This window comes from Acidobacteriota bacterium (genome assembly GCA_016716715.1).
GTDB lineage: Bacteria > Acidobacteriota > Thermoanaerobaculia > UBA5066 > UBA5066 > Fen-183.
This window is the reverse complement of the sequence record JADJVE010000001.1, coordinates 26,682-52,455: the sequence shown is the minus strand read 5'-3', so window position 1 is coordinate 52,455 and position 25,774 is coordinate 26,682. Positions and strand designations below refer to the sequence as shown.

At 71.3% G+C, this 25,774-nt stretch carries 22 protein-coding genes, 1 tRNA gene and 1 pseudogene; 19 read left to right on the top strand and 5 right to left on the bottom strand.

All coding sequences use genetic code 11. The features are described 5' to 3' along the window. Positions 1–124 precede the first annotated feature (124 nt). The 14 genes and pseudogenes from rpsU to IPL89_00195 all read left to right on the top strand — a co-directional run bounded on the left by rpsU (position 125) and on the right by IPL89_00195 (position 12,678). Positions 125–331 (top strand): 30S ribosomal protein S21, encoded by a 207-nt coding sequence (rpsU, locus tag IPL89_00260; protein MBK9061630.1) that lies wholly within the window; start codon positions 125–127, stop codon positions 329–331. Between the two features lie 11 nt (positions 332–342). Next, positions 343–2,763: a Smr/MutS family protein gene (locus tag IPL89_00255; protein ID MBK9061629.1), complete on the top strand. Its 2,421-nt coding sequence runs from the start codon at positions 343–345 to the stop codon at positions 2,761–2,763. Continuing rightward, the gene (locus tag IPL89_00250) at positions 2,756–4,579 is read left to right on the top strand and encodes a DNA primase (protein MBK9061628.1); all 1,824 of its coding nucleotides are present in this window, start codon (positions 2,756–2,758) and stop codon (positions 4,577–4,579) included. Before IPL89_00255 ends, IPL89_00250 begins: the two co-directional genes overlap by 8 nt. Positions 4,580–4,622: 43 nt before the next feature. After that, positions 4,623–6,374, top strand: a complete 1,752-nt coding sequence (gene rpoD, locus IPL89_00245; GenBank protein ID MBK9061627.1) for an RNA polymerase sigma factor RpoD — start codon at positions 4,623–4,625, stop codon at positions 6,372–6,374. Between the two features lie 35 nt (positions 6,375–6,409). Continuing rightward, positions 6,410–6,485 (top strand) — tRNA-Ile (locus tag IPL89_00240). A gap of 162 nt (positions 6,486–6,647) precedes the next feature. Next, positions 6,648–7,382: a hypothetical protein gene (locus IPL89_00235; GenBank protein ID MBK9061626.1), complete on the top strand. Its 735-nt coding sequence runs from the start codon at positions 6,648–6,650 to the stop codon at positions 7,380–7,382. Beyond that, on the top strand, positions 7,379–7,846 hold the full coding sequence (locus IPL89_00230) for a ribonuclease HI family protein (GenBank protein MBK9061625.1): 468 nt from the start codon (positions 7,379–7,381) through the stop codon (positions 7,844–7,846). Before IPL89_00235 ends, IPL89_00230 begins: the two co-directional genes overlap by 4 nt. After that, a pseudogene (locus tag IPL89_00225) lies at positions 7,843–8,524 on the top strand (YggS family pyridoxal phosphate-dependent enzyme). Before IPL89_00230 ends, IPL89_00225 begins: the two are co-directional and overlap by 4 nt. 14 nt (positions 8,525–8,538) lie before the next feature. Continuing rightward, entirely contained in the window at positions 8,539–8,919 is a 381-nt protein-coding gene (locus IPL89_00220; GenBank protein MBK9061624.1) for a rhomboid family intramembrane serine protease, read from the top strand. 11 nt (positions 8,920–8,930) lie between these two features. Further along, the gene (locus IPL89_00215) at positions 8,931–9,191 is read left to right on the top strand and encodes a hypothetical protein (GenBank protein ID MBK9061623.1); all 261 of its coding nucleotides are present in this window, start codon (positions 8,931–8,933) and stop codon (positions 9,189–9,191) included. 29 nt (positions 9,192–9,220) lie between these two features. Beyond that, a complete protein-coding gene (locus IPL89_00210; GenBank protein ID MBK9061622.1) occupies positions 9,221–9,736 on the top strand; it encodes a DivIVA domain-containing protein in 516 nt (171 codons plus the stop codon). After that, positions 9,733–11,013: an imidazolonepropionase gene (locus IPL89_00205; GenBank protein ID MBK9061621.1), complete on the top strand. Its 1,281-nt coding sequence runs from the start codon at positions 9,733–9,735 to the stop codon at positions 11,011–11,013. The genes IPL89_00210 and IPL89_00205 overlap by 4 nt, the downstream gene beginning before the upstream one ends. Before the next feature lie 4 nt (positions 11,014–11,017). Continuing rightward, positions 11,018–11,656 carry a cyclodeaminase/cyclohydrolase family protein gene (locus IPL89_00200; protein MBK9061620.1) on the top strand — a complete coding sequence of 213 codons (639 nt, stop codon included), beginning with the start codon at positions 11,018–11,020 and terminating at the stop codon, positions 11,654–11,656. Further along, positions 11,653–12,678 (top strand): DUF2279 domain-containing protein, encoded by a 1,026-nt coding sequence (locus tag IPL89_00195; GenBank protein ID MBK9061619.1) that lies wholly within the window; start codon positions 11,653–11,655, stop codon positions 12,676–12,678. Before IPL89_00200 ends, IPL89_00195 begins: the two co-directional genes overlap by 4 nt. 3 nt (positions 12,679–12,681) lie before the next feature. Here the strand turns inward: IPL89_00195 and IPL89_00190 are convergent, their stop codons facing one another. Continuing rightward, complete coding sequence (locus tag IPL89_00190) at positions 12,682–13,797, bottom strand: hypothetical protein (GenBank protein ID MBK9061618.1); 1,116 nt, start codon at positions 13,795–13,797, stop codon at positions 12,682–12,684. Between the two features lie 3,847 nt (positions 13,798–17,644). Between IPL89_00190 and IPL89_00185 the strand changes: the two genes are divergently transcribed. Together IPL89_00185 and IPL89_00180 are read left to right on the top strand one after the other, a co-directional pair. Continuing rightward, positions 17,645–17,854 (top strand): hypothetical protein, encoded by a 210-nt coding sequence (locus IPL89_00185; protein ID MBK9061617.1) that lies wholly within the window; start codon positions 17,645–17,647, stop codon positions 17,852–17,854. 130 nt (positions 17,855–17,984) lie between these two features. Continuing rightward, positions 17,985–18,761 carry a hypothetical protein gene (locus IPL89_00180; GenBank protein MBK9061616.1) on the top strand — a complete coding sequence of 259 codons (777 nt, stop codon included), beginning with the start codon at positions 17,985–17,987 and terminating at the stop codon, positions 18,759–18,761. Here the strand turns inward: IPL89_00180 and selB are convergent. Together selB and IPL89_00170 are read right to left on the bottom strand one after the other, a co-directional pair. Further along, on the bottom strand, positions 18,727–20,670 hold the full coding sequence (gene selB, locus IPL89_00175; protein ID MBK9061615.1) for a selenocysteine-specific translation elongation factor: 1,944 nt from the start codon (positions 20,668–20,670) through the stop codon (positions 18,727–18,729). The genes IPL89_00180 and selB overlap by 35 nt on opposite strands. A gap of 17 nt (positions 20,671–20,687) precedes the next feature. After that, a complete protein-coding gene (locus IPL89_00170; GenBank protein ID MBK9061614.1) occupies positions 20,688–22,343 on the bottom strand; it encodes a hypothetical protein in 1,656 nt (551 codons plus the stop codon). A gap of 33 nt (positions 22,344–22,376) precedes the next feature. Here IPL89_00170 and IPL89_00165 point away from each other — a divergent pair, with 33 nt between their 5' ends. Further along, the gene (locus tag IPL89_00165) at positions 22,377–22,937 is read left to right on the top strand and encodes a class IV adenylate cyclase (GenBank protein ID MBK9061613.1); all 561 of its coding nucleotides are present in this window, start codon (positions 22,377–22,379) and stop codon (positions 22,935–22,937) included. After that, positions 22,934–23,647 (top strand): NTP transferase domain-containing protein, encoded by a 714-nt coding sequence (locus tag IPL89_00160; GenBank protein MBK9061612.1) that lies wholly within the window; start codon positions 22,934–22,936, stop codon positions 23,645–23,647. The genes IPL89_00165 and IPL89_00160 overlap by 4 nt, the downstream gene beginning before the upstream one ends. Positions 23,648–23,665: 18 nt before the next feature. Here the strand turns inward: IPL89_00160 and IPL89_00155 are convergent, their stop codons facing one another. Then, entirely contained in the window at positions 23,666–24,262 is a 597-nt protein-coding gene (locus IPL89_00155) for a hypothetical protein (GenBank protein ID MBK9061611.1), read from the bottom strand. Positions 24,263–24,350: 88 nt separating this feature from the next. Continuing rightward, complete coding sequence (locus IPL89_00150; protein ID MBK9061610.1) at positions 24,351–24,770, bottom strand: helix-hairpin-helix domain-containing protein; 420 nt, start codon at positions 24,768–24,770, stop codon at positions 24,351–24,353. Positions 24,771–25,134: 364 nt separating this feature from the next. Between IPL89_00150 and IPL89_00145 the strand changes: the two genes are divergently transcribed. Beyond that, entirely contained in the window at positions 25,135–25,761 is a 627-nt protein-coding gene (locus IPL89_00145; protein MBK9061609.1) for a UbiX family flavin prenyltransferase, read from the top strand. Positions 25,762–25,774: the final 13 nt, after the last annotated feature.

The following is a 25,774-nucleotide window of genomic DNA, read 5'->3' as shown; positions in this document are numbered from 1 at the left end:
GACTTGTGCCCGCCCTTGGCCTCCTGATTGACGGGAGCCCCCTGGCCGCTTAGCATGTGGGGTTTGCCCGTGTCCGGGGACCGTCGTCCGGACCAGTCGGGGCGCGGAAGGAGGGATTCCAAAAGTGCCGCTGATCCACGTCAAAGAGGACGAGTCGTTCGAGAACGCCCTGCGCCGTTTCAAGCGCAAGTGCGAGAAGTCCGGCATCCTCTCCGAGCTCAAGAAGCGTCAGCACTACGAGAAGCCCTCGGCCAAGCGGAAACGCAAGGCCATCGCCGCCCGCAAGAAGATGCTCCGCAAACTCGCCGAAGAGCGCCGTACCGGGATGTAGATTCCCGGTTGGTGTCACCTCTTCCGGCTCACTCCGAACTCGACTGGCCCGGCGTGCTGCGGCTCGCCGGGCGTTTTTGTTCCTCGGACCGGGGCCGGATCCGTCTCCTCGCGTCCGAGCCCTCGGCCGACCCCTTCGAGGTCGCGCGGCGCCTCGGAGTCACGCGCGACCTCCTCGCGCGCCGCGCGCTCAGGCCCGCCATCGCTCTCGCGGGCGTCGACGAGGGCGCGCCGCTCGTCGCGCGCCTCGGCCCCGCGAACCGCGCGCTCGACCCCGAGGACCTCCTCGACCTCTTCCTCCTCGTCGAGCGCTCCGAGGGCGCGCGCGTCGCCGTGCCCGTCGAGGGAGCGGACCTTCCGGCGCTGACGGAGCTTCTCCGCCCGCTCGCGGACTTCGAGGACCTCCTCGCCGAGCGTGAGCCGACGTTCGAGCCGGACGGCCGGATCAAGGACACGGCGTCGGCGCGGCTCTACGCGCTGCGCTCGGCGATCCAGCGTCTGCGCCGCGACCTCGTGAAGAAGCTCGACGAGCTCGCGCGCGCGCAGGGCGACGCCCTCTCCGGCGGCTACGTGACGGAGAAGGGCGGGCGCTACTGCCTTCCCGTGCGCTCGGACCGCCGCGAGGCCGTGCAGGGTCTCGTGCACGAGAAGTCGGGCTCGGGCCAGACGTTCTTCGTCGAGCCGCTCGCGGTCGTCGAGGACAACAACGCGCTCTCCGAAGCGCTGGAAGAAGAGCGCGAGGAGGTCCACCGCATCCTCGTCGCTCTCACGGCGCGCTTCGCGCAGCGCCGCCCCGAGCTCGCCGCCGCGGTCGAGATCCTGACGGAGCTCGACGCCGCGCAGGCGCGCGCGGAGTTTTCGTCTGCCTCCGGCGGCGTCTTTCCCGAGTTCGGGGACCGCCTCGTCCTCCGGGGCGCGCGCCACCCGCTTCTCGACAAGCGTCTCGCCCAGCTGCGCGCCGAGGTCTTCGGCGAGGACGAGGAGCGCCACGCGGAAGCGGTGCCGCTCGACCTCGATCTGCCGGAGGGCACGCGGACACTTCTCCTCTCGGGCCCGAACGCGGGCGGCAAGAGCGTGGCGATGAAGACGGCCGGGCTCTTCTCGCTGCTCGCCCAGTCGGGCTTCGCGATCCCGGCGGGCGCCGGCTCGACGCTTCCGGTCTTCGACCGCATCCTGGTCGTCGCGGGCGATGCCCAGGACCTTCTCGGCGATCTCTCCTCCTTCGCCGCCGCGATGACGCGCACGGCGCGCGTGCTCGCCGAGGCGACGCCCCGGAGCCTCGTCCTCCTCGACGAGCTCGGGAGCGGCACCGACCCCGACGAGGGCGCCGCGCTCGCGATCGCGGTCCTCGCCGAGGACCTCGCGCGCGGCGGCTTCACGGTCGCCACGACTCACCTTTCGGCCGTCAAGGAATGGGCGCAGGACCGACCGGGCGTCCTCTCGGCCGCGATGGAGTTCGACGAGAAGGCGGGCCGCCCGACGTTCCGCGTCCGGCCCGGCGCGTTCGGCCGCTCGCGCGCGCTGGCCGTCGCCGAGCGTGCGGGCCTGCCGGCGCGCGTCCTGAAGGCGGCGAAGGCGCGGCTCGGGAACAAGTGGGAGGCGGCCGACGCGGCGCTCACGCGGCTCGAGTCCGAAACGCGCCGCGCGCGCGAGGAAGCCGACGCCGCCCGGACGGCGACGCTCAAGGCGCAGGCGCGCCTAGCCGAGCTCGAAAGGGAGAAGGCCGCGCTCGCCGCGGACCGGGCCAAGGTCAAGGAGAAGGCGAAGGAGCAGATCGAGAAGGCGCTCCTCACGCTTCGCGAGAAGACGCGCCAGGAGCTCGAGCGGATGCGCGAGGACCTCCGGGCCGGCCGGAGCGTGTCGAAGGGCGCGCTCATGACGGTCACGCAGAGCGCGCGCGAGGCGGCGCTCGGCCTGTTCGGCGAGGAGGAGCCCGAGGCGCCGTCCGGGCCCGTGGCGCCGGGTATGGACGTGCGGGTCGCGCCGTTCGGAGCGGTCGGAAGGCTGCTGACGCTCGGGACGCGCGGCGAGGCGGAGGTCGAGGTCAAGGGCAAGAGGATGCGCGTGGACGTGAAATCGCTTTCTCCCGCTTCCGCCGTCCCGGCAAGCCGACCGAACTTGGAACGCGCAGGCCGCGCGGGCCCGGGGGGGTCTTCCGACCTCTCGGCGTCCTCCCCCGCCGTCGTCGCCACGGCCGAGCTCGTCCTCGTCGGCCAGCGCGTGGACGCGGCGCTCCCGCTCGTCGAGCGCGCGATCAACGACGCCCTCCTCTCGGGCAAGGGCGCGCTGCGCCTCGTTCACGGCCACGGCACGGGCCGCCTGGCGGCCGCCGTGCGAGAGTTCCTCACGTCGCATCCCGGCGTCGCGTCCTTCCGCTACGCCGACGCGTCGGAAGGCGGCCCCGCCGTCACGATCGCGAGGCTCGATGTCTGACCAGCAGTACGACATCAACGACGACGTCAAGCGCGACGTCCTCGCCGCGACGGACATCGTGGCGCTGATCGGCGCCACGACGTCGCTCAAGAAGATGGGGAAGTCGTGGAAAGGCCTGTGCCCGTTCCACGGCGAGAAATCCGCGTCCTTCTACGTCCATCCGGACAAGGGCTTCTACTACTGCTTCGGCTGCGGCGCGAAGGGCGACGCGATCACGTTCGTGCGCGAGACCGAGCGCCTCGACTTCCCGGAGGCCGTCGCGTACCTCGCGCGCCAGGCCGGAATCACGCTCCCCGTGCGCCGCGGCGGGACGCGCGCGGATCGCGGGCGCGACACGCGCGCTTCCGAGGCGCTCGCGGCCGCGGCGGCGTTCTTCCGCGCGAACATCGAGAAGCACCCGGCCGCGCGGGCGCTCCTCGCCAAGCGCGGCCTCACGCCCGAGGAGGGCGCGGCTTTCGGCTTCGGCGCCGCGCTCGAATCGTGGGACGCGCTCAAGAACAGCCTCGGCGCGCGCTTCACGGAAGAGGCGCTCGTCGACGCCGGTCTCCTGCAGAAGAACCCCGAGACGGGCCGCGTCTACGACCGCTTCCGCAACCGCCTCACGGTCGAGATCCGCGACGCCCGCGGCGAGATCCTCGGATTCGGCGCGCGCGCCTTCGGCGACGACCAGCCGAAGTACCTGAACTCGCCCGAGACGGCGCGCTTCTCGAAGGGGAAGCTCCTCTACGGCCTCGACCGCGCGCGCGACGCCATCCGGAAGGAAGACGCCGTGCTCCTCGTCGAAGGCTACTTCGACCGCATCGCGTGCGAGAGGGCCGGTGTCGGATGGGCCGTCGCCTCGATGGGCACCGCGCTCACGCCGGCGCAGGCCGACCTCCTCGCGCGGCACGCCGCGACGGTCGTCGTCGCGTACGACGGCGACGCGCCCGGCGTCGCGGCGGCGTTCAAGGCGTTCCCGCTTCTTCTCGCGCGAGGCGCGAACGTGAAACTCCTGGCCCTGCCGGACGGTCACGACCCGGACTCGTTTCTGGCCGCGCACGGCGCCGAGGCGCTGCGCGCCGAGGTGGCCGCGGCGAAACCGCTTCTCGACGCGCTTCTCGCGGGGGTCCCGCCGGCCGGGAGCGACGCGGTCGAGCGGGCGGGGAAGCTGCGCGAGGCGGCCGAGATCCTCTCGGCGGCCTCCGACCCGGTCCTCCGGCACGAGCTCCTGAGCGGCCTCGCGCGGGGGGCGGGCGTCCCGCTCGCCGTGCTCGCGAAGGGGGCCGGGGCAGCCGAGGGGAAGAAACCCGCGCCTCCGGCGGTTAGGAAAGAGCCGGTGGCGTCACAACAGGAGCTACCGGAGCAGGAGGCCCGGGTCCTTTCAGCCGTTCTCTCCGATTGGCCCGAGAGCGCCCCGCTCGTGGGGCGCATCCCTGTCGAGCTTTTTTCACATCCGATTGCCCGCGAAGTCTTTACGGCCCTGAAAGAGCATGCGTCTCAGCCCGAGACCCTTGATTTTTCGTCACTTACGACACATCTTGGAGCGGACGCGGGGCCCGTGGCCGCACAGCTCCTCCTGCGGGAGGGTAACCAGAGGACAGACGGCGGAAGCACGGCAGGCTCGGAGGGGCTCAGCCGCATTCATATCCCATTGATGCAGTTGAAGATACGCCTCTTGGAGGAGACTGCGAAGAACCTCCAGCCGGACATCCAGAGCGCCTCGTCAGCCGGAGACCGACCGGCGGGGGACGCGGCGACGCGAAAGAAACAGGACCTGGTCGAGGAAATCCGCCGCCTCAAGGCGGAACTCAAAGCCGAGACCGCGAGACGAATCTGAGTAGCGCCCCGGAGAGGCCGGAGCGCATGGAAGTGAGACACCGGTGACCGTAGAAGAAAAACATCCCGAAGTCCGGACGCTGATCAACCTCGGCAAGGAGCGCGGGTATCTCCTGTACGACGAGATTTACCAGGCGCTGCCCGAGGAGCTCGCGAACGCTCCGGAGGAGCTCGACGAGATCTACATTCGGTTCGGCGACTTCGGGATCGAGGTCGTCGACGTCCCGGAGAAGGCCACGAAGAAGGCCGCCGCGCCGGGCACGGAGACGACCGTTCCCGACCCGGCCACCGTCGAGAAGACGAACGACCCCGTCCGGATGTATCTGCGCGAGATGGGCACCGTGAAGCTCCTCGACCGCGAGGGCGAGGTCTCGATCGCGCGGCGCATCGAGAACGGCGAGGCGAAGATCTACCGCGCTCTCTCGACGAACCGCGTCGTGCTCGAGGAGATCCTCCGGATCGTCGAGCAGGCCAAGAAGGACAAGAACGTCGCGCGCGGATTCCTCGAGTTCGCGGCCGCGGCCCTCGAGGACGCCGACGAGATCGACCCGCGCACGGCGCACCGCATCGAGGGGATCCTCGGGCACTTCAAGAAGATCGCGAAGCTCGACGGCGAGCTGCGCAAGCTGGCCGACAAGAAGAAGCCGGCGCCGAAGCCGAAGAAGCTCACGGTCAAGGCGTTCGCGCAGGCCAAGGCGCACCAGAAGGCGGGCGGCAAGCCGGTCCCGCCGACGAAGCCCGTGCCCGTCGTCGACCCGGCGATCGACCGCCGCATCTCCGAGATCGCGCGCCTCATCCACGCGATCGACTTCACGCCTGCGACGCTGCTCCGGATGGTGAACATCCTCCGGGACATCGACCGGCAGTTCGCGATGCCCGAGGCCACGATCCGGCAGGACCTCGCGAACATCAAGAAAGAGAAGAACGAGGTCCGCCGCGACTTCTACAAGCGCCGCGTCTCCAAGTACCGCCAGATGCTCAAGGATCTGGAGGAGAAGTACGGCGTCTCGCACGACGAGATCAAGAAGACGATGCGGCAGATCCGCGAGGGCGAGGACGAGGCCGACCAGGCCAAGCAGGAGCTCATCGTCGCGAACCTCCGACTCGTCGTTTCGATCGCGAAGAAGTACACGAACCGCGGCCTCCAGTTCCTCGACCTGATCCAGGAAGGGAACATCGGCCTCATGAAGGCGGTCGAGAAGTTCGAGTACCGCCGCGGCTACAAGTTCTCGACGTACGCGACGTGGTGGATCCGCCAGGCCATCACGCGCGCGATCGCCGACCAGGCGCGCACGATCCGCATCCCGGTCCACATGATCGAGACGATCAACAAGCTCACGCGCACGCAGCGCTCGCTCGTCCAGGAGCTCGGCCGCGAGCCGACGGCCGAGGAGATCGCCAAGCGCATGGACATGCCGGCCTCGAAGGTTCGGAAGATCATGAAGATCGCGCAGGAGCCGATCTCCCTCGAGACGCCCATCGGCGAGGAGGAGGATTCGCACCTCGGCGACTTCATCGAAGACCGCCAGGTCATCTCGCCGATCGACGCCGTCATCGTCGCGAACCTCAAGGAGCAGACGCGCCGTACGCTCAAGACGCTCACCCCGCGCGAGGAGCAGGTGCTCCGCATGCGCTTCGGCGTCGGCGACGGCTCCGAGCACACGCTCGAGGAAGTCGGCAAGAGCTTCAACGTCACGCGCGAGCGCATCCGGCAGATCGAGAGCAAGGCGCTTCGGAAGCTCCGTCACCCGAGCCGGGCCAAGAAACTGCGCCCGTTCGTGGACGTCGGGCAGTAATTGCCCGCCGTGTTATTCTTCGAATTCGGCCGTCGGGGTCCGTAGCTCAGCGGTCAGAGCCACCGGCTCATAACCGGCGGGTCCCTGGTTCGAATCCAGGCGGACCCACCAGGCCTTTGGCAGAGGGAGATCGACAATCCGGTTGCGACGAATTCATTCCGATCCCGCAGGCGCTTTCGAGCGCCGGGGGTTCGTCCAGGCGGGCGCCGTTCGGCGCCCGCTTTTCGTTTTCAGGGGTTTCTTCGTGACACCACGAGAGATGGGAGCGGGACGTTGAGCACGGGCACCATGGGAGCACTGGACAGGCTGTTTCTCCTTCAGGAAGTTCTGATCGAGGTCCAGCTGAAGACCGAAAAGCGCGGGCAGACGCCGGAGCACCTCGCGCACATCGAAGCGGCGTACCGCGACTCGCGCCAGCAGCGCGAGGAGACCGAGCAAACGCTCGCGAAGGCGGCCGAGCGCAAGAAGGCGCTCGAAAGCGAGATCCTCGACCTGAACGAGAAGCTCAAGAAGTACCAGGGGCAGCTCCAGACGGTCAAGACGAACCGCGAGTACGGCGCCCTCCTGAACGAGCTCGACGTCGTGAAGCGCGACGTGAGGACGCGCGAGGACGAGATCCTCGCCCTCGAGGAGACCGCGGCGGCGGCCGCGGAGGAGCTCGAGCGCCGCAACGAGGCCTTCCCGGCCGAAGAAGCGAGCTACGAGGAGCAGATGAAGGAGTGGCGCGCCGAGCAGGCCGGCCTCTCCGCGGAAATCGAGAAGGCCGAGGCGCAGGCGAAGGCGCTCCGCGCCGAGCTCGACGCCCGGCTCCTGTCCACGTTCGACCGGCTCGCGCGCGTCCGTGCGGGGGTCGCGGTCGCGAAAATCGACATGGTCGGCACCCAGACGGCCGCCTGCTCGGCCTGCCACGTGCGTCTCCGGCCTCAGCTGCTGTCGGACCTCCGGCTGGCCCGCGAGACCGTGACCTGCGAGAGCTGCAAGCGCATCCTCTACTGGGCGGGCGCGTGACGGCCGCGGGGCGACGCGCGGGTGGCGCCGCTCCCGCTTCCGCCGCCGCTCCACTCGTCCTCTACTTCGACGGGGCCTCGCGGGGAAACCCGGGGCCGTCGGCGTACGGCGTCTGGTCTCCCTCCGGCCTCGAGAAGGCCGACGTGCTCGGCACGACGACGAACAACGTAGCCGAATGGCGCGGATTCCTCGCGGCGCTCGACCTCGCGGTCGCCTCGGGCGCCGAGGACGTCGAGATCCGCGCGGACAGCCAGCTCGTCCTCAGGCAGTTCTCCGGCGAGTACCGGATGAAGGCGCCGCACCTCGCGGAATACCTGACGGCGGCGCGGGCCAAGGCGCGGAAGGTGCGCCGGCTGCGCGTCCTTCACGTGCCGCGCGCGGAGAACCGCGAGGCGGACGCCCTCGCGAACCGCGCCCTCGACGTCGAGGCGCGGCACCTCCGGGGGGCCGGGACGCCCGCGTGACCCGGCCGGGCGAGATCGCCGCGCGCGTCGCCGAGGTGCGCGGCCGGATCGCGGAGGCCGCACGCCGCGCCGGACGCGACGCCGCGTCCGTCACGCTCGTCGCCGTCGGGAAGACCTACCCGCTCGACGACCTTCTCGCCGCGCACGCGGCGGGCGTCACGTCGTTCGGCGAGAACCGCGTCCAGGAAGCCGAGACGAAGTTCCCGCTCCTCCCCGCCGGCTGCGCGGCGCACCTGATCGGTCCGGTCCAGTCCAACAAGGCGAACCGCGCCGCGAAGGTCGCGGCCGTCGTCCAGACGATCGATTCCGGAAGATCTCGCCCGCCGGCTCGATCGCGCGGCCGCTACTCTCGGAAAGCGCCTCGGCGCGTTCGTCCAGGTGCGCCTCGGCGGCGAGGCCACGAAATCGGGCGTCGAGCCCGGAGCGGTCCCGGCGCTCGTGGCCGCCGTGAGGACTCTCCCGAACCTCGAGCTTCAGGGCCTCATGGCGATCCCGCCGCCCGGCGACACGCGGCCGCACTTCGCGGCGCTGCGCACGCTGGCGGAATCGCTCGGGCTCGCCGGTTTGTCGATGGGAATGAGCGACGACTTCGAGGCCGCCGTCGAGGAGGGCGCGACGCTCGTCCGCGTCGGCTCGGCGATCTTCGGAGCACGAGAAACGAAGAAAGAGATTGCTTAGAAGGTGAGGAGGGAATGAGGCCGACCACCCAGATGCGCTTCGCGACGCCGCCGGGCTGGCGGCGGATCCCGCCGGTCACGCGCGCGCTGATTGTGCTCGTCGCCGCGGGCTACCTGCTCACGCTCGCGTGGCCGGTCGCGGCGGCGTGGCTCGTCCTCGCGCCGGGCGCCGTCCTTGCCGGGCAGGTCTGGCGGCTTCTCACCTACGCCGTCGTGGGCGCGTCGATTTCGGGCGTCCTCTTCTCGCTCCTGCTCGTATGGAGCCTCGGCAGCGAGATGGAGCCGCGGTGGGGCTCGCGGCGGTTCGCGGCGTTCCTCGCGGCCGCCACGGCGGCCGCCGGAGTTCTCGGTGTCTTCGTCGGAGGCGGGGCGGGCCTCGCACCGGCGTCGCCCTGATCTTCGCGTGGATGCTCGAGGGACCTTCGCAGAGTCTTCTCTTCTTCGGCGTCTTCCCGATGACCCGCCTCGCGTTCGCGGCGCTCGCGTTCATCATCTCGTGTTCGGCGAGCTCGAGGACCGGCTCGCTCCGCCTCCTCTTCGTCCTCGGCGGACTGCCGGTCGCGTGGCTCTTCGTCCGCGGCCCGCGCGGCGGGCCGCGCTTTCCGCGCGTCCGGAACCCGTTCCGCCGCCGCCGCTTCACGGTCGTGGGGTCGAATACCGTCCATTGAGTTGAAGGCAAAGGGTTTATAATCGCAGCATGCGGCCAACCATCAGCTCCCTGGAGATCCGGAAGAGGCAGTTCCCGAAGAAGTTTCGCGGCTTCGACCCGGCCGAGGTGTCGCAGTTCCTCGAGGCGCTCGCGGAGGACTTCGAGGAGATGTCGCGCGAGCTGGACGAGCTCGAGCGCGACAACGCCCGCTTCAAGGACGAGAACATGCGCCACCGCGAGACGGAGGCGACGCTCAAGGAAACCCTCCTCCTCGCCCAGCGCTCGGCCGACAGCCTGCGCGAGACGAGCGAGAAGGACGCCGGGCGCATCGTCGGCGAGGCCGAGACGAAGGCCGAGAAGATGGTCCAGCAGGCGATGGACCGCATGGCCGAGACGGAGAAGAAGATCCGCGAGCTCCGCATGGAGCGCCGCAACTTCCACATCAAGTTCCAGGGGATGCTCGACCTCTTCCAGCAGGTCCTGAAGTTCGACAAGGAGGAGGACGAGATGGAAGCCTCCGTCTCCGTCCACCGTCCGAAACGGAAGGAAGGGGAGGCCGGCTGACCGGCGTCCTCACCGTCCGGCGCCTCGCGGAGCTCGCGACGCCTGAGGGAACCTCCGCCCGCGCCGGCGCCGCGCAGGGCGCGATTCGGCGCGTCACGAGCGCGGCCCTGCGCTTCGAGAACGGGTGCATCGCCTTCGCCGGCACAGACACGGAATTCGTGAGGCGCTACGGCGAGGCGCCGTTGCCCGGCGAGACGATCCTCGACGGGCGGGGCAAGACCGCCGTCCCCGGCTTCGTCGACGCGCACACGCACCTGCCGTGGGACGGCTTCCGCGAGGACGAGTTCAACCGGCTCCTGAAGGGCGAGACGTACGCGGGCATCGCCGCGTCGGGCGGCGGCATCGTCGCCACGATGAACGCAACGCGCGCGGCCTCCGTCGAGACGCTCGCGGCGAACGTGCGCGGGCGCCTCGACCGCATGCTCGCGCACGGGACGACGTTCTGCGAGGCGAAGACGGGCTACGGCCTCGACCTCCCGAACGAGAAGAAGCAGCTCGCCGCGATTCTTGCCGGCGCCAAGGGCCACGCCGTCGGTGTCGCGCCCACCGCGCTCCCCGCGCACGAGCTGCCGCCCGAGCGCCGGGGCTCGGACGCGCTCCGGAGACGCTACGTCGACGAGTGCCTGAACGAGATTCTTCCGGCCCTCGCGGAAGGGGGCGCCCGTTTCGCGGACGTCTTCTGCGAGGAAGGCGTCTTCTCGCTTGCGGAGTCGGCCGAGATCCTCGAGGCGGGTCGATCCCTCGGGCTCGTTCCGCGCGTCCACGCCGACGAGCTGACGCCGCTCGGCGGCGCGTCGCTCGCGGCGCGGATGAAGGCCGCATCCGCGGACCACCTCCTCTTCGCGACGGACGAGGGCATCGCCGACATGGCCGCCGCCGGCGTCGTCGCGACGCTGCTGCCCGGCACGTCCGTCTTCCTGCGCATGAACCGGTACGCGCCGGCCCGAAAGATGATCGCGGCGGGCGTCGCCGTCGCCCTCGGAACCGACTGCAACCCCGGCTCGTCCTACACGGAGTCGCTCCCGGCCGTCGCGTTCCTTGCTTCGGTCGGCATGGGTCTCACGGTGGAGGAGACGCTCACCGCGATGACGTTGAACGCCGCCTCTTCGCTCGGCGAGGGCGCGCGCCGCGGCACGCTCGAGGAGGGGAAGGCGGGCGACGCGGTCCTCCTCGACGGCCCGGCTGTCGAGCACCTCGTCTACCACTGGGGCGTCAGCCTCGTGACGGACGTGATCGCGGGCGGGCGCCACGTCGTCCAGCGCGGCCTGCTACGCTGAACGCATGAGCCGCCTCGCCTCCCTTTCCGTCGAAGGATTCGCCGCCGCCCTTGCGTCCGACGCGCCCGCTCCGGGCGGCGGCTCGGCCGCCGCCGCCGGAGGGGCGAACGGCGCCGCGCTCCTCGCGATGGTGGTCCGCCTGACGCTCGGCAAGGAAAAGTACAAGTCCGCGTGGGAGGACCTCGCTCCGCTCGTCGACCGGCTGGACGACGCGCGCGCGAAGCTCGTCGAGCTCATCGACGAAGACACGAAGGCGTTCGACGCCGTTCTCGCCGCCCGCCGCCTCCCGAAGGAGACGGACGCCGACAAGGCCGCGCGCCAGAAGGCGATCGACGCGGCGAACGTCCTCGCGACGGCCGTGCCGATGCAGACGGCGTTCTTCGCGCACGAGGCCCTCAAGAACGCGCCGGCGATCCTCGAGAAGGGGAACCCGAACGCGGCATCCGACGCCTGGGCCGGCGCGCTCGCCTCGTGGGCGGCGGTCCTCGCGGCGCTCGCGAACGTGCGGATCAACCTGCCCGGCGTAGCCGACCCCGAGCTGCTGCGCGGCTTCCGCGAGGACGCCGACCTGATGGAGAAGACGGCGGGCGAGGCGCTCGAAAAGACGCGCGCGATCGCCCGCTCCCGCGGTCTGGCCGCGTGACGCCGCGGCCCCCGCGCACGGCCGCAGCCGTCCTGGCGCTCCTCGTCCTCGCGCGCCCGGCCGCGGCGGCCGTCCTCGGATTCGACCGCCCTGCCGAAGCGTTCGAGCCGTCCCCCGGCTTCCGTCTCGACCCCGGACCCGCCGACGAGCCGCCCGCGGCCTCCCCGGCGCCCGCGCCGCGCTTCTGGGACACGAAGACGACGGCGATCACGGCGGGCGTCGTCATTGGTGCGCCCCTCCTCGGCTACTTCACGTGGTGGCGGGTGAACAGCCGGTCGTCGTTCACGGTCGCGAACGAGCGCTGGTTCCAGAGCGATACGTACGCAGGCGGCGCGGACAAGGCGTCGCACATCTTCCTCGGGTACGTTTCGACCCAGGCGCTCCAGGCCGCGTACCGCGCCGTCGGCAAGGCGCCGGGCGAGGCCCGCGCGCTCGCGCTCGGCGTCGTCGCGCTGACGGGCGCCCTCATCGAGGTCGGCGACGGGTACTCGCAGTACGGCTTCGCGTGGGAAGACATCGCCGCGAACACGATCGGTTCCCTCGTCGCAACGGGCATCGACGCGTGGGGCCTTCACGACACGGTCGGGCTGCGGTTCGGTTACGTGAAGGCTCTCGTCCCGGACGAGTGCTGCCGGTACGGCGGCTACGGCGACGACTACTCGAAGGAGATTTACTCCGCCGACCTGAAGCTCGCGGGTTTCCTGCCGCGCGTCGGACTCAAGCCGGGGCCCGCGCGGTTTCTCCTCCTGTCCGCCACGTACGGCAGCAAGGGCTACCGGTACTCCGACGAGCCGCTCCGCCAGCGCAACATCGGGATCGAGATCGGGCTGAACCTGCGCGAGATCCTCCTCGCCGTCGGCGTGCCCGAGAAGCCGCTGTGGGGAAAAGTGCTTCTCACGATCGCGACGTATTTCCGGTTCCCGTACACGTCCTTCGGGTGGCACTACGACCTGAACCACGGCACGTGGAGCGGCCCCGACACCGGGGACAAGTTCGACCCCGGCTCGATCATCTACGACTGAGCGTCAGGAGCCTCGCCGCTCCTCGAGCCAGTCCGCGAAGCGGTCGCGGGACCACGTGTTCACGACGCGGCCGGCAGGGACGCCCGCGAGACGCGCGACGGCGAGTCCGTAGTCGAGGAACGACAGGTGCGCGGCCGCGTGCGCGTCGCTCGAGATCGAGAAGAGACAGCCCGCCGCCTCCGCGATCCTCGCGAGCGCGGGCGGAAGGTCGAGCCGTTCCGGACAGCCGTTCAGCTCGACGGCCACTCCACGTGCCGCGGCGGCAGCGAAAACGCGCGGCCAGTCGGCTCGCACGCCGCTCCTCATGTCGTAGAGGCGCCCCTTCGGGTGGCCGAGGACGGCGACGCCCGGCGTTTCGACGGCCCGCACGAGCCGGGCCGTCTGGTCGCGCGTGCCTCGGAGGTCCGTGTGGACGGACGCGACGACCGCGTCGAGCTCCGGCACGCCCGCCGGCGTCACGTCGAGGGAGCCGTCCTCGGCGATGTTCGCCTCGGCCCCGACGAACATCGCGAACGTTCCGGCGCGCTCGTTCAGGGCGTCGGCCTCGCGCCGCTGCGCGCGAAAGTCGGCGGGGAAAAGGCCGCCCGCCACGGCGCAGTCTCGCGCGTGGTCCGTCAGGAGCGCGTAAGCGTCGCCGCGCGCCTCGAGGGCGCGGTGGAGCGCGGCGAGCGGCATCCGGCCGTCCGAGCGGTCCGTGTGGAGGTGGGCGTCGCCGCGCAGGTCCGCGTGCGAAATTCCGCCGGGCGCCGAGAGGATCCGGTCCACGTCCGCCCGCGACAGGAAGTCCGCCTTCCTGTGGGCGGCAGGGTCGGCGCGGTCCAGCATCGCGGCCACGGCGTCGCCGACGTTCTCGTCCGAGCCGCACGCGAGAAATGACGCGATCGCGTCGGCGGCGCGGGGCGACACGCCCGGGAGCGACGCGACCGCGACACGGCGCCCGAAGAGGTCCGTGTCGAGCTGGCGGAGGGTCCTGGCGGCCGCGCGGTACTCGGCGGCGCGGCGGCTCAGGGGGTCTTCCGCGGACGCGAGCGCGAGGAGCGCGGACGCGACCCGCCCGTTCGTCACCGGAGGCGCCGCGGGAAGGGACGAAGAGGACCGGGGAGACGGGAGAGCCGACATCGCGCCTCGCCCCGATTCTACGTGCCGGCCTCCCGTCGGGATGCCAGTTTCGAAAGCGCGAACGCCGACGCGCCGGCCACGGCGCAAAAGAGCGGCAGGCGCGCGGCGGCGCGCCCCGCCTCGACGGAATGCGGGAGCGCGGCGTAGCGCGGCTCGAAGACGGAGCGCCTGTAATCGACGGCGCTGGATCCGAACCTCGCCTTCTCCCAGTCCTTCCACGAGCCGAGGTCCTCGGCGGCGTTTACGGCGAAGCCGACGGCGAACGGCAGCGCAAGGACGACCGCGAAGGGGCAGCCGGGCGTCCGCCACGGGGAACCGCGGGGGGAGGACCGGCAACGGAGGCAGAAGAAAACGCGGGCCCCAGCACCAGCCCCCTCGAAGGAATCCCACGTTGCGTAAACGCCAGGGGTATCCGGCGAAGGCGGCGGGCGTAGAACGCCGAGACCGGCGTCGCCGGTCCGAGGCGCAAGGGCCCCACGGCCCCCCCCCCCCCCCCCCCCCCCCCCCCCCCCCCCCCCCCCCCCCCCCCCCCCCCCCCCCCCCCCCCCCCCCCCCCCCCCCCCCCCCCCCCCCCCCCCCCCCCCCCCCCCCCGGGGGGGACCCCCCCCCCCGGGGGCGCGCCCCCCCCCCCCCCCCCCCCCCGCGCCAGCTCGGCACCGAAGGCGATCTGGGCGATCGCGAGGGGTATGAAAAGCGCTCCGTTCAGGACGAGGAGCGCGGAGGACGCCGCGAGGCGCCGCGCCGCGCCCGCGAGCCCCGCCGCTCGCGTCGAGAAGAGCGGACGCCGCGACGAGGACGAGAAGAGCGTTGAGCGGCTCGGTGAACAGCAGCCGCGAATACGGGAGGAGAAGTGTCGTGAAGAGGAGCGTGAAGACGCCGAAAAGCGCCGCGCCCTTGCTCGCGCCCGCGCGGACCGCGGCGCGCCGGAAGACGACGCAGAGGAGAGTGACGAGAAGCGGGGTGAAGAGGAAGGCCGTCACGCGGTAGCCGACCCGCCGCGGGTCGGAGCCCGCGAGAACGCCGAGGCCCTTTCCAAGGAGGTACGTCGGGATCATGAGGACGCTTTGAAGGGGCGCGTACTTCACCGGGCCGAACTCCGGCGTCACGGCCGAGCCCCGCTCGACGAGCGACCGCGTCACGGCGAAGCGCTGGATCGCGTCGACGGTGCCCCACGTGTGCTGCCCGAGGAGGGAGAGGGTCGCGAAGACGACGGCGGCGAGCGCGGCGTCGCGGCCGTTCCATTTATCGCTCACGTGGCCCGCGATTCTGGCACGCGCCGCGGATACACTCGCCGCGATGGCGAACCCCGAACGGCCCACGCTCGCGCTGATCGACGCGTCCAACTATCTCTACCGCGCGTTCTACGCGATCCGCGGCCTCACGGGTCCGGGCGGCAGGCCCACGAACGCGGTCTACGGCTTCCTGAACATGTGGCGGAAGTACGTCGCGGACCGCAAGCCCGCCGCGGTTGCGGTCTGCTTCGACCGGTACGAAAAGACGTTTCGCGAGGAGCTGGACGCCGCGTACAAGGCGCAGCGCGCGGCGATGCCGGACGACCTCGTTCCGCAGATCGAGGACGCCAAGCGCCTTTGCCGCCTCCTCGGCCTCGCGGTGCTCGAGGAAGCGGGCTTCGAGGCCGACGACCTGATCGGCTCGATCGCCGTCGTCGCGCGGGAGGCCGGATTCCGCGCCGAGATCTGCTCGGCCGACAAGGACCTCTTCCAGCTCGTGAAGGACCCGGACGTCGCGGTCTTCCACCCCGTGAAGGACGTCCTCCTCGACGAGGCGGGCGTCCTGGACTTCTTTGGCGTCAAGCCGTCGCAGGTCATCGACGTCCTCGCCCTCATGGGCGACTCGTCCGACAACATCCCCGGCATCCGGGGCATCGGCGAGAAGACGGCCAAGGAGCTCATCGCGACATTTGGCTCACTCGACGCGATCTACGCGCGCCTCGACGAGGTGAAGGGCAAGCGAAGGGATCTCCTCGCCGCCGGGCGCGACGAGGCCTATCGCTCGCAGACTCTCGCGACGGTCCGCTGCGACCGGCCGCTCCCGGCGCCCCCCGAGAAGCTTCTCGAGCACTTCCGCATCCGGCCGGTCACGGGGGAGGCCGCGAAGGAGCTCGCCGCCTTCTATGACGAGATGGGGTTCGGGCGCTTCAAGAAGGAGCTCCTGGCATCCAGACTCCCGACGAACGCCGCCCAGCCGGGTAAGTCCGCCACGGCGTCCGCGCCGACGACCCTCTCACTATTCGAAGAATCCTCCTCTTCGAATCCCCCTCCGGAGGACCTGCGGTGGATCGCGGACGGCGCCGGCCTCGACGCGCTCGTCGCGGCTGCCGTGAAGGCCGGCCGCGCGTCCGTCCACGTCGAGTGCGGCCCCGGCGCGCCGTGGCCTGCGCCGCCGCTCGCGGCCGCGGTCGCGATCCCGGGCGGCGAGGCCGCGGCCTTCGCGCTCGACGCGGCCGGCACGAAGGCCCTCGCGGCGCTGTTCGCGAAAGTCCCCGTCGTCGCGCACGACGCCAAGCGCCTCTTCCTCGCGGCCGACGCGCTCGGGATCCCGCCGCCGGCGCGCTTCCTCGACGCGATGCTCGCGAGCTACGTCGTGGCGCCCGGACTCCACGCGCACGACCTCGCGGGCGACGCCCGCGGCGTCCTGAACCTCCCGCCGGAATCCGTGCCTCCGCTCAAGGAGCTCACGAACGGCGAGCCCGCGTCGGCCGCGACGTTCGCGTCCGAGGAAGGCCGCCGCTGGCTGGCGCCGCGCGTCCTCCTGCCGCTCGCCCTCGCGGACGCGCTCCAGCCCCGCCTCTCGGAGGGCTCGCCGCTCTCGCGGATCCTCGAGGAGATCGAGATCCCGCTCGTGCCCGTCCTCGCGCGGATGGAGAAGGCGGGTGTCGCCGTCGACCGCGGCGTGCTCGCGGGCCTCTCGAAAGAGTTCGACGGGCGGCTCGCCGCGCTGGAGGCGAAGATTCACGAGGCGGCCGGGGAGCCGTTCAACATCGGATCGCCCCTGCAGCTCGGCAGGGTTCTGTTCGAGAAGCTCGGCTACCCGGCGGTCAAGAAGACGGCCAAGACGAAGTCGTACGCGACGGGCTCGGACGTCCTCGAGGAGCTCCAGGCGCTCTCCTCGGGGCCGGTGCCCGCCCTGGTCCTCGAGTGGCGCGAGATCTCGAAGCTCAAGGGCACGTACGTCGACGCGCTCCCGGAGTGCATCGCCGCGGACGGGCGCATTCACACGCGGTACGACCAGGCCGTCGCGGCGACGGGCCGCCTCTCGTCGAACGCGCCGAACCTCCAGAACATTCCGATCCGCACGGAGGCGGGCCGCGCGATCCGGCGCGCGTTCGTCGCGCCGGAAGGGAAGAAGCTCGTCGCGGCGGACTACTCGCAGATCGAGCTCCGGATCCTCGCGCACCTCTCGGGCGACGAGGCGCTGATCGACGTCTTCCGGCGCGGCGAGGACATCCACCGCGCGACAGCGGCGAAGATCTTCGGCGTCGACCTCGCCGCCGTCACCGCGGACCAGCGCCGGAGCGCCAAGACGATCAACTTCGGCGTCCTCTACGGCATGGGGCCGTTCGCTCTCGCGGCCCAGCTCGGCGTCCCGCGTGCGGAGGCGAAGGAGTTCATCGCGGCTTACTTCGACCGCTTCCCGAAGATCCGCGCCTGCCTCGACGCGATCCTCGAGAAGGCGCGCGCGACGGGCGGCACGGAGACGATCCTCGGGCGCGTGCGCCCGATTCCCGGCCTCCACGACCGCAACCACAACGTCCGCGCGAACGCCGAGCGCATGGCGATGAACGCGCCGTTCCAGGGCTCGGCCGCGGACCTCGTCAAGAAAGGCGATGCTCGCCCTCGACGCCGCGCTGGCCGCGGAGCTCCCCGGCGTCCGCCTGCTCCTCCAGGTCCACGACGAGCTCGTCCTCGAGGCGCCCGCGGCCCTCGCGGAGAAGGCCGCGGCCCTCGCGCGGCGCACGATGGAGGGCGCCGCGAGCCTCAGCGTCCCGCTCACGGTGGACGTCGGCATCGGCCTGAACTGGGCCGAGTCGAAGTAAGGGGCGGAGGCCCTAGAATCGCCCCATGCGGAGGCTCCACGGTTTCCTCGGCGCGGCCGCGCTGGCCGCAAGCGGCGTCCTTTCCGCGCAGACGGCGGCTCTCAAGCCCGTCGAGGCGCTGCCCGATCCCGTGCGCCCCGTTCTCGCCGAGGTCGCCTACGCGCATCCGCTCTTCCTCGCGCTGGAGGAGCCGCCGAAGGTCCTCGAGCGCCCGAACCCCGTCGACCTCGAGACGCGGGTCCCGCTCGTGCTCGTCGCGCGCGTCCTCGACACCGGGAAGGTGAGCGAGCTCGCCCTCGTCGAGCCGCCGCTCAAGGCGTTCGCGACGCCTCTCCCGGCGCTCGCCCCGCGCTGGCGATACGCGATCCCGAGGAAGGGCGGGAAGCCGGCCGCCACGTGGGCGACGCAGGTCCTCGAGCTGAACGTTTCGCTCGAGAAGCCCGTCTTCAGCGTCTTCCAGTTCGAGCCGCTCAAGAAGGACGACCCGCTCGCGAAGGTGTTCCGCGAGAACTCCGGCGACGAGTGGATGGCCCGCTATCCGGCCGCGATCGACCCGAAAGACGCCGAGGCCGTCTCCGTCGAGGAGCTGGACGCGCTTCCGGCGGCCGAGAAAACGCCGTGGAGCTTCGACGCGACGCGCCAGCGCGGCCGGATCACGGCGCTCGTGGAGGTTTCAGCCCAGGGCACCGTCTCGCGCCTCCTTCCGACGGGCGACGCCGAGCCGCTTCTCGTGCGCTGGGTGCGCGAAAGCGCGGCGAAGTGGAAGCTCTCCCCGGGCAAGGCGGGCGGCAAGCCGGTGGCGTCGTGGATGACGCTCGACGCGACGCTGGACTACACGATCGACTCGGCGAAGAAAAAAGGCGAGCGCGCGGTCAAGAAGAACCTGCGGGCCCTTCCACCTTCCTGAGATCCCCGACCCGGCGCGTGAGCTTTTTCGAGTCGAAATACTCGAGCAGCGGAATGAGGGTCTTGCGCGTCAGGCCGAGGAGGTCGCGGAAGCCCGCGACCGCGAGCGTCTGGCCCCTGACGCTCTCCAGCTTCTTCTCCGCGGCCGACGCGACGTCCCTGTGCACGACGAGGTCGGGCGAAAGGCGGACGAGGAGGCCCGACTTCACGAGGTGCGACGCAAGGCCCTCCACGACCTGCGGTTTCGTCCCGAGGACCTTCGCGGCGTCGAACGTCTTCGGCGGCTCGAAGCCGGACTTCCTGTAGAGCTCTTCGAGCTTCGCGGCGAACGACGCGGCCTCGCCCGAGAGATCCGCCGCCTTCGCGCCCGGCGGCACCACGCGGTCGCCCTCGAGTGCGATCGTCCTGCCGGCCGCGAGCGTCGCGAGCCAGCCGTCGGCCGCGGCGGGGGAAAGGCCCTTCGCGAGGCGGAGAAGGAACTCGCCCTTTCCGAGCGCGACGGTGGCCGAGCCGGCCCTTCGCCGCTCGGTGAAGAGAGCGGCCGCGCGGCCCGCCAGGTCCGACGCGACGGAGGAGTGCGCGAAGAGCGCAGGCGTGATCTTCAGCGCGCGACCGGCGCCGGCCATGGTCTCGAGGAGGCTCGCGGCGGCGGGCGACACGATCCCGAGTCGGGCGCCCAGCCGCGCGGCGGTGAGTCCGGCGGGGCCGGCCTCGAGGAGGAAGAGGTCCGCCAGCGCCTTCTCGTCGCCGAGGGAGAGAACCGACAGGACCGGGAGAAGGGCCGCGTCCGCGCCGGCACGCCGCTTCATCCGCGGGCGCCCGGCGTCGAGAACGCGCCCGCCGCCGAGCGTCTCGGCGGGAGACGGCCGGCGCAGGATGAAGCGGTCGCCGGGCCGCGCCGCGACGGGCGACTCGAGAGACAGCTGGACGAACGCCGTCTCTCCCGGCCTGAACGCCCGGCCCGCCGGGTCGTCCGGTCCCGGACCCGCCCGCGAGAGTTTCGCGGCGACGTCGGCCGTGCCGAGGTGAACGCGGACGCGCATCCCGTCGGGCAGGGCGGCCGCGGGCCCGGGCAGGATCGTCACCTCGGCCGTGAGCACGGACGCCGCGTCCAGCGCGCCCTTCGGAACGAGCGCCTGCCCGCGCTCGAGATTTCCGCGGTCCACGCCCGCGAGGTTAAGGCTCGTGCGTTCGCCCGCGAAGGCCTCGCGCCGCTCGTCGCCGTGCACCTCCACGCGGCGCACGCGCGCGTCGATCCCGTCAGGCAGAAGGGTGAGCGCGTCCTCGACGGCGATGCGCCCCGCGTCGAGCGTTCCCGTGACGACCGGCCCGAACCCCTTCATCGTGAACGCGCGGTCGAGGAAGAGGCGCGGGACCTTCCGCGAGCGGTCCTCGCGCACGACGCGGCCCGCCGCGGCGAGAAGGGCCGCCCGGAGGGTGTCGAGCCCCTCGCCCGTGGCGGCCGAGCACGCGACGATGGGCGCGTCCTCAAGGAACGAGCCCTTCACGAGCGCGCGGATCTCCTCGTCCACCAGCGCGCCCGTCTCGGCGTCCACGAGGTCGCTCTTCGTCCGGGCGATCACGCCCGTCGAGACCTTGAGGAGCTTCAGGATGTCGAGGTGCTCCCGCGTCTGCGGCATCACGGAATCGTCGGATGCCACCGCGAGGAGGACGAGGTCGACGCCCTGCGCGCCCGCGACCATCGTCCGCACGAACTTCTCGTGCCCGGGCACGTCCACGAACGAGAACGTCGTGTCGTCCCATTCGGCGTGCGCGAAGCCGAGGTCGATCGTGATGCCGCGCGCCTTCTCCTCCGGGAGCCGGTCCGGGTCCGTGCCGGTGAGCGCGCGCACGAGCGCGCTCTTGCCGTGGTCGATGTGTCCGGCGGTTCCGACGAGGACGCGGCGCATGGGCGCCGATTATGGTCTCAGTACTCCGGGCCCTTGAAGATCGTCGACTTCTCGGGCTCGAGCGTCTCGCCCGCGAGCTTCGCGCGCACGTGCCGCGCGACGCGCAGGCCGTCCAGCGCGGCCGAGACGATGCCGCCCGCGAAGCCCGCGCCCTCGCCGGCGGGGTAGAGGCCGCGCACGGAGGTGCTCTCGCACCAGCCGTCGCGGTCGATCCTGACGGGCGACGACGTGCGCGACTCCGGGGCGAAGAGCACCGCCTCTTCCGAGACGAAGCCGGGCATCTTCCTGTCGAAGGCCTTCAGCCCTTCGGCCAGCGCCTCGAGGTACGGCTCGGGCAGGATCCCGTCGAAGGCGACGGCCGTCACCCAGGGGCCGTACGTCGTCTTCGGCAGCGGGCGCGGCGAGATGGGCCGCTCGCGGCTCTTGAGAAAGTCGGTCACGCGCAGGGCGGGCGCGGCGTACGTGCCGCCCGCCGCCGTGAACGCCGCGGCCTCGACGCGCCGCTGCAGCTCGCGCCCGCGCAGGAGCTCCGGTCCCGGCATCGCGTCGAAGTCCTCGTCCTTCGTCTGGACGACGATCCCGGCGTTCGCGTAACCCGAGCCGCGCTTGTAGCGCGACATCCCGTTCGTGACGACGCCGCCCGCCTCGGACGAGCACGCGATGACCTCGCCGCCGGGGCACATGCAGAACGTGTAGATCCCGCGGCCGTTCGACGCGACGTGCGCCTGCTTGTAGTCCGCGGGCTGGACGCCGCATTCCGTCGACACCTGCGCGTACTGGATGAGGTCGACGGCGTCCTGCGGATGCTCGATCCTCACTCCCATCGCGAAGTGCTTGCGCGTCATGGCGACGCCGCGGGCGTTCAGCATGTCCATCGTGTCGCGCGCCGAGTGGCCGAGCGCGAAGATCGCGACGTCGGCCGGAACGTCCTCGCCGGACTCGAGCGTCAGGCCCGCGAGCGCCCCGTCCGGCCGGGTCCTCATGTCGGTGACCTTCGCGCGATAACGCAGCGTCGCCCCGTGCTCGAGGAGGTGCTTTCGCACGTTGCGCAGGACGACGACGAGGCGGTCCGTGCCGATGTGCGGCTTGGCGTCCACGAGGATCGAGGCGGGCGCCCCGAAGCGGTGGAACGTCTCGAGGATGACCTTGATCTTGTCGTGGCGCTTTCCGCACGTGAGCTTGCCGTCCGAGAACGTTCCGGCGCCCCCCTCCCCGAACTGCACGTTCGACTCGGGGTCGAAGACGCCCGACGTCCAGAACTTCATGACCTTGCGGTAGCGGTCCTCGGCCGGGTCGCCGCGTTCGAGGATCGTGACGGGGACGTTCGCGTCCACGAGCGCGAGCGCGGCGAAGAGGCCCGCCGGGCCCGTTCCCACGATCACGACCTTCGCCTTCGTGTCGATCTCGGGCAGGAGCAGCCCCGGAGCGGGCAGCGGCTCGGCCGGGCCCAGGCGCAGCGGGGCTCCGGGCGTCAGGTCGAGGTCCGTCGCCGACGTGAACTCGACGGCGATCTCCCAGAAAAGGACGGGCTTCTGGCGCGCGTCGAGCGAGCGGCGCACGAGGGCGAAGTCGGAGAGGCCGTCCCGGGGAATGCCGAGGAGCCGCGCGACCGTCGCGAGGTTGACGATACTCGGGGTGCGCGCACGGACACCCGCGAGGCGATAGCGCGGCACGCGCGTATTGTGCCGCCGCGATACTCTGATGTCATGCGCGGTCCGCGGGAAATCGAGACGAAGTTCCGGGTCGCGGACCGCGAGAGGCTGGAAGGGCGCCTCGAGGCGCTCGGCGCCCGGCCCGGGCCTCTGGAGGACGAGAAGAACGTCCTCTACGACGATGCGGCGGGCCGCCTGAAGTCCGAGGGGTGCGCACTCCGCCTTCGGACTGTCGACCGGCTCGGCCTCTTGACCTTCAAAGGACCTCCGAAGATCTCGAGGGGAATCAAGAATCGCCTCGAATGGGAGAGCCGGGTCGAATCGCCGGAAGCCGTCGCCGCGATTCTCGAAGCCCTGGGCGTCCAGCCCTCGTTCCGATACGAGAAGCGCCGCACGCCGTGGACGTTTGTGGACCCGTCGCGCCCGCTCGTCGTCGTGGACGAGACGCCGCTCGGGCTCTTCGCCGAGATCGAGGGGACCGAAGCGGCCGTGCGGGCGATGGCGGGCGAGCTGGGTGTCGCGGAGGCGGACTTCATCGCCGAGTCGTACGTCGCGCTCTGGCTCGCCGCGCGCGAGAAAGACCCGTCTCTGCCGGAAGACATGGTGTTCACGTGATCGCGTTCGTCCTCGCCGCCGGTTTCGGGACCCGCTTCCGGCCCGCGACGCTCGCGACGCCCAAGCCGCTCCTCCCGCTCAACGGCCGGCCGATCCTCTTCCACGTCTTCGACCATCTTCTCGGGCAGGGAGCCGACCGATTCGTGGTCAACGCGCACCATCTCGGGCCGGCCCTGCGCGCCGCCGTGGGCGACGCGTACGCCGGCGTCCCGGTCGACTGGTCGTTCGAGGAGAAGATTCTCGGGACCGCCGGAGGCATCCGGCTCGCGTTCGCGCGCGGGCTGCTCGGCGAGCACTTTCTCGTCGCGAACGGCGACGTCCTGACGACGCTTCCCCTCGGGCGGCTCCTCGCCGCGCGGCACGAGCCGGGCGTCGTGTCCGCGCTCGCCGTCCTACCGAACGAGAACCCCCAGCGCGACACGCCGCTCTGGGCGGACGCACGGGGCCGGCTCGCGGCCGTCGGCGGCCCGCGGCCCGACGGCGCAACGGGACCGTGGCTCTTCACGGGCCTTCAGGCCGCGACGGACGCGCTCGCCCTTCGCATTCCCGAGGGCTTCGCCGAGCTCGCGAAGGACGTCCTCGCCCCGTCGGCCGCGGGCCGGGACGGCGCGTTCGCGCTCGTCCCCTACTCGGCGTCCGACGGACTCTGGTTCGACCTCGGCACGCCCGAGCGTCTCGCGGCGGCGGAGGCATCTTTTCGCCCTCGCTGAGCCGCTCGATTCCCGTCGTCACCAGCGGGCGATCCACTTCAGCTTTTTGCCGTGCCAGGTCCAGATCTGGATCTTCGCGTTGATCGGCGTGACGCGCACCGCGGCCTGCCGGTTCCTGCGGTTCGAGAGGTACACCGTGCCGGGCGAGGCGTGGCCCACCGGTGAGAACGTGCAGATGTTCGAATTCCCGAATCGGATGGGATCGGCGAGGTTTCCGATGGGCGCGCCGCCTGGGTCCGTTCCGGCCATCCCGGGCACGAACGAGAAGTTGACGCCCTGGTAGCGGCTGCCCAGCCAGTACGGACCTGCGACGAGCCTGTCGACGCCCTTCTTGATGTCGCCTGTCGTCACGCCGTTGGCGTTGCCGTCCTGGTAGACGGTGAGAACGAGGTCGCCGGCGTTCGCGACCCACTTCACGCCGACGTCCGCGCCCTGGAAGACGGCGCGCGCGCGGGCGGCGTGGAGGATGGCGGCGACCTCCCGGGCGGCGGCGCCGAGCGATTCCTCCGCGAGGATCTCCGACAGCGCCGGGATGCTCACGAGAAAGAGGGCGCCGAGGATGGCGAGGACGACGGCGAGCTCGGCCAGCGAGACGCCGCGTTCGGATGCGCGCATGGTTCCTCCGTTCGTGCGCGTGAGGAGGGGGGACGACGCGGCGCCGCTGTGCCGGCGAGCGCCGCGCCGTCCCATGGGCGGGAGGGACTCAGGCCTTCGTCTTGGCAGGCTTCTTCGTCCCGGCGGAGGTGGTCTTGGCGCTCTTGGACCCGCCGCGCGTGCCCTTGGACGACACCTTCTCGGCGAGCGTCGTCGCGCCGGAGACGGCGATGTAGGGCTTGAGCGTCGTGAAGAACTTCTCGCCGACGCCCTTCACCTGCATGAGGTCCTCGGGGCGCTTGAACGCGCCGTGCTGGCTGCGGTGCTCGACGATGCGGCCGGCCAGCTTCGGGCCGACGCGCGGCAGGCGGGCGATCTCGTCGGCGGAGGCCTGGTTGATGTTGACGACCTTGTGCGCGGCCGGCGCGGGCCCCTCGCCCTCGGCGAGAGCCGGGTGCGCCGCGATGCCGGAGAGCGACAGGCCGAGGACGGGGACGACGAGAGCGCGGACGATCGGACGCAGAGACATCGTGAACTCCTTTGTTTTCTTTCTTCTTTGTTCGGAAAAAGGACACGAACCGGGATTCGGGGGGTTGTTCCTTCCGCTTCGTCCCGGCGCGTCCGGGTGCGCGTGTGTGGCGCCTAACTCATCGATCACCTCGCCGGACTCCATCGCACAGGCGATGCCGGACGGCGCGGCCGAAGCGCAACGCACTGGCGCTAAAGGGACTTCTTCTTAGAACGGGTCCGCAGCCGGCGCCGGATCGCGACAAGCAAACCTGTCGCGCGGGCCGGCCGCCACGCCCTATTACCTTCTAAGCAAATCTCTTCTCTTCTCCCACACGGAAAGGGAGAGCGCGACAGGAAAAGCTGTCGTGGTGGAGAATCCAGCGATGGCGCAGCGCGCGGGCGGGAAGAACGACCTCATCCTCGGAATCTCCGGGGCCAGCGGCTCGCGCCTCGCGCTCCGGGCGCTGCAGATCTTCTCGGCGTCGCCGGACGTCGAGCGCCTCCACGTCGTCGTCTCGCCGCGCGCCCTCGTCGTCGCGCGCGACGAACTGGATGCGAACCTGACGTCGGTCGACGCGTTCGTCGACGCGGCGGGCCTCGACGCCGCGACGCGAGCCAAGCTCGTCCTCCACCCCGAGAGCGCGATCGACGCCTCCATCGCGTCGGGCTCGTTCAGGACGCGGGGCATGGCCGTCCTGCCGTGCTCGGCGGGCACGCTCGCGTCCATCGCGCACGGGACGTCGCGCGGCCTCCTCCAGCGCGCGGCCGACGTCTGCCTGAAGGAGCGGCGGCGCCTCGTCCTCGGCCTCAGGGAAACGCCGCTCTCCCTCGTCCACGCCGAGAACATCCTGGCCGTCACCCGCGCGGGCGCGATCGTCGCGCCGCCCGTCCCGGCTTTCTACGCGGCGCGCACGGCCGAGGCCATGCTCGACGCGTACCTCGAGCGCGTCGCGGACCTTCTCGACGTCGCGGTCGACACCGCCGGCTTCCGCTGGACGGGAGCGCGCTGAAGCTTCTGCGCCC

Coding starts and splice junctions, on each gene's coding strand:
- IPL89_00250 (MBK9061628.1), top strand. CDS start 2,756: ATGTCTGACCAGCAGTACGACATCAACGACGACGTCAAGCGCGACGTC.
- IPL89_00220 (MBK9061624.1), top strand. CDS start 8,539: ATGAGGCCGACCACCCAGATGCGCTTCGCGACGCCGCCGGGCTGGCGG.
- IPL89_00215 (MBK9061623.1), top strand. CDS start 8,931: ATGCTCGAGGGACCTTCGCAGAGTCTTCTCTTCTTCGGCGTCTTCCCG.
- IPL89_00210 (MBK9061622.1), top strand. CDS start 9,221: ATGCGGCCAACCATCAGCTCCCTGGAGATCCGGAAGAGGCAGTTCCCG.
- IPL89_00200 (MBK9061620.1), top strand. CDS start 11,018: ATGAGCCGCCTCGCCTCCCTTTCCGTCGAAGGATTCGCCGCCGCCCTT.
- IPL89_00190 (MBK9061618.1), bottom strand. CDS start 13,797: ATGTCGGCTCTCCCGTCTCCCCGGTCCTCTTCGTCCCTTCCCGCGGCG.
- IPL89_00185 (MBK9061617.1), top strand. CDS start 17,645: ATGCTCGCCCTCGACGCCGCGCTGGCCGCGGAGCTCCCCGGCGTCCGC.
- selB (MBK9061615.1), bottom strand. CDS start 20,670: ATGCGCCGCGTCCTCGTCGGAACCGCCGGACACATCGACCACGGCAAG.
- IPL89_00165 (MBK9061613.1), top strand. CDS start 22,377: ATGCGCGGTCCGCGGGAAATCGAGACGAAGTTCCGGGTCGCGGACCGC.
- IPL89_00155 (MBK9061611.1), bottom strand. CDS start 24,262: ATGCGCGCATCCGAACGCGGCGTCTCGCTGGCCGAGCTCGCCGTCGTC.
- IPL89_00150 (MBK9061610.1), bottom strand. CDS start 24,770: ATGTCTCTGCGTCCGATCGTCCGCGCTCTCGTCGTCCCCGTCCTCGGC.
- IPL89_00145 (MBK9061609.1), top strand. CDS start 25,135: ATGGCGCAGCGCGCGGGCGGGAAGAACGACCTCATCCTCGGAATCTCC.